The organism is Agromyces sp. NPDC057679 (assembly GCF_042799635.1).
GTDB lineage: Bacteria > Actinomycetota > Actinomycetes > Actinomycetales > Microbacteriaceae > Agromyces.
This window is the reverse complement of sequence record NZ_JBHVIK010000002.1, coordinates 599,200-605,707: the sequence shown is the minus strand read 5'-3', so window position 1 is coordinate 605,707 and position 6,508 is coordinate 599,200. Positions and strand designations below refer to the sequence as shown.

The following is a 6,508-nucleotide window of genomic DNA, read 5'->3' as shown; positions in this document are numbered from 1 at the left end:
CGTTGCGGTCGAAGGAGCGGGGAGCGCGGTCGTCGCGGTCACGACGGGGAGCACGGTCGTCACGGTCGAACGAACGCGTCGGACGGTCCTCGCGGTAGTGCGGGCGGGCGGGCCGGTCGCCGTACTCGCGACGGGGGCCGCGGTCGTCACGGTCGTACGAGCGGGGGGCGCGGTCGTCGCGGTCGTTCGCGGCGCGGCCCTCACGGTCGGCGCGGTGGGGAGTGCGGCCCGAGGCGACGCGCTCGTCGCGCGACCAGCGCTCCTTGCGGGGGGCCTCCTCCTCGGGGCGGTAGCCGCGGTGGCCGGGGCTGCGCGAGCCCGCCTTCTGGCCTCCGCGGCCCTTGCCGCCCTTAGCGTACGAGGGGTCGAAGTTCGCGGCGGGTCGGCCGCCCTTGGGCTTCTTGTTCTTGGGCATGGTGGTGACTTCCTGGGTTGTACTCGATGTACATGGCAGCGCCACTGCGAGCGCAGCACACTGAGAACCCGGAACAACGTCGACCGGGGCCGTTCACATACGGTGACTATCCGAGACCGAACGTCTCGAAACCGGCCCTACAGACTCACAAACCCATCCGTGCAGCGCACGGTGTCCAGAACCGACTCCACCACGATAGCGGAAAGCGGCTGGGAAACCCCCGAACACGGGCGAAACACGTGCGAAACAGCGCTCACCTACGCTCGGCGCATGCCCGCCGCACGCACCAGCACCGCAGCATCCACTGCCGTCGCCGCCACCGTGGCCGCCACCGTGGCCGTCGAGTCGCCCCGGCAGCCCGAGATCGAGCGACTGCTCGACGGCAGCACCCGCTATTCGCACTCGCTCGGCTACCCGCCCGAGGCCTGCTTCCTGCTGGATGTCTCGCAACTGGAGCGACCGGGCGTGCGCCTCCACGTGGCGCGCACCGCCGAGGGGGTCGCGGTCGGCATCGCCGCACTCGTCGAGCACCCCTCGCTCGGCGAGGGTCGGGGCGAGCTCAAGCGGATGTTCGTCGACGAGTCGGCGCGCGGGCTCGGGGTGGCCGGTCTCCTCCTCGAGTCGATCGAGTCGGACGCCGTGACGCACGGCCTCGCGGAGCTCGTCCTCGAGACGGGCACCCTGCACCACCCGGCGCAAGCGCTCTACGCGAAGCACGGCTACCGGGTGATCCCGCTGTTCGGCCCCTACGTGGGCGAGCAGTACAGCGTCTGCATGGCGAAGTCGCTGCGCGTGGGTTAGCATCGCTCCACCCCTGAACCCGGAGCCCGGTGTGAACTCGACCCGACGCACAGGCGGCTCCGGCGCCCGCCGCAGGCGGGTCGCGGTGGCCGCGACGGCTGTGACAGCCGCCCTCACGGGCATCCTCGCGCTCTCGGGCTTCCACCAGCAGCTGCGCGAGATCGACCCGCCGGGCTTCGATTCGGCGAGCGAGGTCGCCGGCACCGACCGCGTCGGCATCCGCACCTTCATCCCGCCCGAGGGGATCGTCGTCGACGCCGACCTCGAGTACGGCGTCCGCGAGGACGGCACGCTGCTGACGCTCGACGTGTGCCACCCGGCGGCCCCGGTCGCCGCGGTCTCCACCGCCGCGGACGCCGAGGGGGGCACCGGCGCAGCCGTCCCCGCCGAGGCCGCCGCGGCGGCCGACGCCGCGCCGACCCTGCCCGCCGTCGTCTCGATCCACGGCGGCAGCTGGCAGCGCGGCGACAAGGCGAACACCGATTGGCGCAACGTCTGCCGCTGGCTCGCGAGCGAGGGATTCGTCGCCGTCTCGGTGAACTACCGCCTCGTGCCCGACGCGGTCTTCCCCTCGGCGATCGACGACGTCGCCCTCGCGGTCGAGTGGCTTCGTGAACCCGAGCAGTTCGAGCGGTTCGGCATCGACCCGGCGCGCATCGGCGCCTTGGGCGGTTCGGCGGGCGGCAGCCTCGCCGCACTCCTCGGCACCTCGGGCGAGGGCGCGCACGACGAGGGGTCACGGGTCGCCGCCGTGGTCGAGCTCTCGGGCCCCGTCGGACTCCGCGCCGACGATCTGGCCGCCGACGGGGCATCCGTCTGGCTGCGCAGCATCATCGCCGCGTACCTCGGCTGCGAACCCGGCGTCGACGACGACGCCTGCCCCCAGGCGGTGGATGCCTCGCCCGCGACCCACGCCGACGAGAGCGACCCGCCCGTCTTCATCGGGCACGCCGAAGACGAGATCGTGCCGATCGGCCAGTCGCAGCGGCTCGCCGGCGAACTGGCGAGCGCGGGCGTCCCCGTCGAGTTCGCCGTCGTGCCGGGCGGCGAGCACTCGATCGGGATCCTCGACGAGGCGCTGCGCGTGCGCGTCGCCGCGTTCCTCCACGAGCAACTCGGCTGACCCCTACCGAGGTACGCCCCGGCGGATCGCTCCCGGGAGGGATGTGCGCTGCGGCGCGTCGTGACAGGCTGACTCGCATCATGGACCACATCCAGCCCGAGCCGGCGGCCGGTCGCGAGACCGAGCCGCCGCGGGCGCCCGCGCCGCCAGCGCCTCCTGCGCCCTCCACTCCATCCGCGCCGACCGGTGCGGAGGCCCCCGCACGATCCACCGCGCGGCAGTGGCCGAAGCTGACGCTGGCGCGCGCGCGGTCGACGCCGCGCGACCCCGAGCGCCGGTTCCTGGCGTGGGTCTGGGTGGCGACCTCGCTGCTCGCCGTCGTGCTGTTCGTCGTCTCGGTACCGCTCGCCGCGACGATCTACGAGGTGCACCTCCTCGCCGCGTTCGGCACGGGCCTCGCCCTCGCGATCCCGCTGCCGCTCGCGATGCGGTTCCCGAAGACGGCCGTCGTCATCGCGACGACCGGCATCCTCGTGTTCGCGCTCCTCTCCTCGGGCTCCGAGGGCGCACCGTGGCCGTGGCCCGTGACGACGATCATCGGGCAGGCCGCCCTGCTGTTCGTGCTCGGGCTGCTCGGCATGAGCTGGCGGGGCCTGTTCGTCGCCTGGCTCGCGGCGGTCGTGGTCACGCTGCCGTTCGCGTTCACCGATGCCGGGGCGACCGCGAACGAGATCGCGGCAGCCTCGCTCACCGCGATCGCGCTGCCGGTCTCGTTCCTGGTCGTGCAGTGGCGGGTGATCGCGGGCGAGCTGTTCCGCGAGCGCGCCGTCTCGGCCGCCGAGCAGGAGCGACGGGTGCTCGTCGAGGAGCGCAACCGCATCGCCCGCGAGCTGCACGACGTCGTCGCGCACGGCCTCTCGATCATCCACGTGCAGGCGACGAGCGCGCCGTACCGGGTGGAGGGCCTGAGCGACGCGGCTCGCACCGAGTTCGCCGAGATCGCCGACTCGGCCCGCACCGCGATGACCGAGATGCGGCAGCTGCTGAGTGTGCTGCGCAGCGCCGAGGCCGAGGCCGAGACCGCCCCGCAGCCCGGCCTCGAAGACCTGCCGGCCCTCGTCGGCTCGGTCGAGCGTGCCGGCGTCCCGGTGACGCTCGAGGTCGACGCCGGGGTTCCCGCCGGCGGGCTGGCCGTCACGGCGGCCTACCGGATCGTGCAGGAGGCGCTGAGCAACGTCGTGCGCCACGCGCCCGGTGCGGCGACGCACGTGTCCGTCGAGCTGCTCGGCGACGACCTCGTCGTCGCCGTCGAGAACGAACCGCCGCCCGCCCCGGCCGAGGGCGAGCCGACCCCCGGCCCCGAGCCGGCCGAGCGCACGGGCGGCGGGCACGGACTCGTCGGCATCGACGAGCGCGCGGCGCTCCTGGGCGGGCGTGCCGAGCACGGGCCCCGCCCCCGTGGCGGATACCGTGTACTCGCGACCCTTCCGCTCGGGTCGGACGGAGGCGAATGGTGACGATCACGGTGCTCATCGCCGACGACCAGGCGATGGTCCGCGCCGGGTTCGCGGCCGTGCTCGGCGCGCAGCCCGGCATCGAGGTCGTGGGTCAGGCGGCCGACGGGCTCGAGGCCGTCTCGCTCGCGCACGAGCTGCGCCCCGACGTCGTCCTGATGGACGTGCGCATGCCGCAACAGAACGGCATCGAGGCGACGCGCGCCCTGCAGACGCCGCCCCGCAGCTCCGACTACGTGCCGCGGGTGCTGATGCTCACGACCTTCGACATCGACGAGTACGTCTACGACGCGCTGCGGGCGGGTGCGAGCGGGTTCCTGCTGAAGGATGCCACGCCCGACGAACTCGTGCAGGCGGTGCGCGTCGTGGCCGGCGGCGACGCGCTGCTCGCGCCGAGCGTGACCCGGCGCCTCATCGAGGACTTCGCCCGATCGGGCCCGCCGCCGAAGCCCACGGGCAACCGCCTCGCCGACCTCACCGAGCGCGAGCTCGAGGTGCTGACGCTCGTCGGCCGCGGCATGTCGAACTCCGAGATCGCGGCGGCGCTCTTCATCGCCGAGCAGACGGTGAAGACGCACGTCTCGAAGATCCTGCAGAAGCTCGGCCTGCGCGATCGCGTGCACGCGGTGGTGCTCGCGTACGACACGGGCCTCGTCACTCCCTCCTCCGGCTGACGGATCCGACCCGGCCAGTACCGGGGTACCGTCGCCGAACCGCTCGCCGGGGTGATGCCGTCCGCGTGACCGCGTTCGTAGCCTCTCGCCATGACCGAGACACTCGAACGCCCGCGGCTCGCGGCCCGCGCAGAGGCATCCGTTCGTGCACGCACCGGCGTGCGACGCGACCAGAGCGTCGACGCGATCCGCGTGGTGCTGCTCGTCGTCGTGTTCGCGCTGCACGCGATGATGGTCGGCGTGAGCCTCGGCCCCGAGGGGCCGGTGCTCGAGAACGCCCTCGAGCACCAGGCGTGGTTCGGGCCGGTGAGCTGGGTCGTGCAGATCATGCCGCTCTTCTTCATCGTCGGCGGGTTCTCGAGCATCACGCACTGGCGGTCGATGCGCGCCCGCGGCGCGACGCCCGCGCAGTACGTCCGGGCCCGCATCGAGCGTCTCGTGCGCCCGGCGATCGCCCTCGTCGCCGTCGTCGCGGTCGCGCTCGTCGCGCTGTCGCTCGCGGGCGTGCCGGCCGAGATCGTCGGCATCGCGGGGTTCCGCATCGGGCAGCCGCTCTGGTTCCTCGCGGTCTACCTCGGGCTCTCGGCCCTCGTGCCGTTCCTCGTTCGCCTGCACGAGCGGGCCCCGGTGCTCACCCCGCTGGCGCTGCTCGCCGGCGTCGTCGCGATCGACCTGCTCCGGTTGTCGACGGGGGTCGAGCCGATCGGCTACCTCAACCTGCTGCTCGTCTGGCTGCTCGTGCACCAGCTCGGCTTCCATCTCGCCGACGGCGCCCTCGACGGGCTCGCCCGTCGCACGCTCTGGGGCCTCGCCGGCGCATCCCTGCTGCTGCTCGCCGTGATCACGCTCGCCGGGCCGTACCCGGTCGACATGCTCGAGAACCTCAACCCTCCGAGCCTGTGCCTCGTCGTGCTCGGCGTCGCCCAGCTCGCGCTGTTCCAGCTCGCCCGCCCGCGCATCCGCGCCTGGGTCGACGAGCGGGATGCCTCGCGCGCGATCTCCTTCGTCGGCGAACGGGCGATGACGGTGTACCTCTGGCACATGCCCGTGCTCGTGGGGCTCGCGGGTGCGGCGCTCGCCGCGAACGCGGTGCTCGGGCTGCCGCTGCCCGAGCCGCTCAGCGCCGGATGGTGGGCGAGCCGCCCCATCTGGCTCGTGGTCTCCGCGGTCGTCGTGGCGGCGGTCGTGCTCGTGTTCGCCCGGTTCGAGCGATCGGGCGGGCGCCACGGTCGCACTGCCGGGACGAGTGCCGCCGACCGCGCCGGCCGCGCGATGACGGCGCTCGAGTCGGTCTGCGCCGCAGGCGGCGTCGTCGTGCTGCTCGTCGCGGGCTTCGGCCCGGTGCCGGCTGCGATCGCGCTCGCCCTGCTGGGGTTCGCGCTCACCGGCCCGCGGCTGCGCCCGTGGCTGGCCGGGCGGGTGCGTGGCGCGCTCGTCCTCCGGTTGCGGTGACCCGTGTCGGGCCAGGTCAGCGACCGGCGCCGTCGGCCCGTCGGCGCAGCTCGCGGATCTTCAACCGCACGGCGGAGTGCAGGTAGAACAGCCCGAGCAGGACGTTCACGATCACGCGGATCGCGAAGCCCAGCACGTCGTCCATCGGCAGGTGCGCGGCGAGCGGCATGAAGTTGATCGTCGAGAAGGCGACGCCGAAGGCGAAGTAGGCCGTGATCGCGAAGCTCGCCGTCGGCCGGTAGGTCGCCTGCCACCACGGCCGCGACGGGTCGAGCTCCTCCTCTTCGGAGCGCAGGCACCGCGCGAGCATGATCCACCAGGCGGCCTCGAGCGCGACCTGCGTGATCGTGCCGCCGAGGCCCGCGCCCGAGAACGCCGCGATGACGGCCAGCAGCAGGCCACCGGAGACGAGCACGAAGGCGACCTTCAGCCAGGCCCGGCGCACCCGCAGCGGGTTGAGCTGGTAGGCCGGCGGCCGGTCGGGGCGTGGGGCGTCGTACATGGCTGCGGCTCCGGTGTGTCGTTCGGGTTCGAGTCGAGTGGGCGTCGGTCGCGTGCGGCGGTGGCCGTCGGCATATCTTCGCCCACG

Annotated in this window: 6 protein-coding genes and 1 pseudogene; 5 read left to right on the top strand and 2 right to left on the bottom strand. The window is 73.4% G+C overall.

Annotated features, from left to right (window positions below; translation table 11 throughout):
• A pseudogene (locus ACFVAJ_RS09735) lies at positions 1-415 on the bottom strand (ATP-dependent helicase); the annotation flags it as partial.
• A 270-nt stretch (positions 416-685) separates the two neighbouring features.
• Here ACFVAJ_RS09735 and ACFVAJ_RS09730 point away from each other — a divergent pair.
• The 5 genes from ACFVAJ_RS09730 (at position 686) to ACFVAJ_RS09710 (ending at position 5,919) form a co-directional block, all read left to right on the top strand.
• Positions 686-1,216 (top strand): GNAT family N-acetyltransferase, encoded by a 531-nt coding sequence (locus tag ACFVAJ_RS09730; protein WP_376943545.1) that lies wholly within the window; start codon positions 686-688, stop codon positions 1,214-1,216.
• Between the two features lie 85 nt (positions 1,217-1,301).
• On the top strand, positions 1,302-2,339 hold the full coding sequence (locus tag ACFVAJ_RS09725; RefSeq protein ID WP_376943543.1) for an alpha/beta hydrolase: 1,038 nt from the start codon (positions 1,302-1,304) through the stop codon (positions 2,337-2,339).
• An 80-nt stretch (positions 2,340-2,419) separates the two neighbouring features.
• Positions 2,420-3,796, top strand: coding sequence for a sensor histidine kinase (locus ACFVAJ_RS09720; RefSeq protein ID WP_376943541.1), 1,377 nt, complete (start codon positions 2,420-2,422; stop codon positions 3,794-3,796).
• Complete coding sequence (locus tag ACFVAJ_RS09715) at positions 3,793-4,467, top strand: response regulator (protein ID WP_376944627.1); 675 nt, start codon at positions 3,793-3,795, stop codon at positions 4,465-4,467. Before ACFVAJ_RS09720 ends, ACFVAJ_RS09715 begins: the two co-directional genes overlap by 4 nt.
• A 90-nt stretch (positions 4,468-4,557) precedes the next feature.
• Positions 4,558-5,919, top strand: a complete 1,362-nt coding sequence (locus ACFVAJ_RS09710; protein WP_376943539.1) for an acyltransferase — start codon at positions 4,558-4,560, stop codon at positions 5,917-5,919.
• Positions 5,920-5,935: 16 nt separating this feature from the next.
• Here ACFVAJ_RS09710 and ACFVAJ_RS09705 read toward each other — a convergent pair whose 3' ends face one another.
• Positions 5,936-6,421: a hypothetical protein gene (locus ACFVAJ_RS09705; RefSeq protein ID WP_376943537.1), complete on the bottom strand. Its 486-nt coding sequence runs from the start codon at positions 6,419-6,421 to the stop codon at positions 5,936-5,938.
• Positions 6,422-6,508 lie beyond the last annotated feature (87 nt).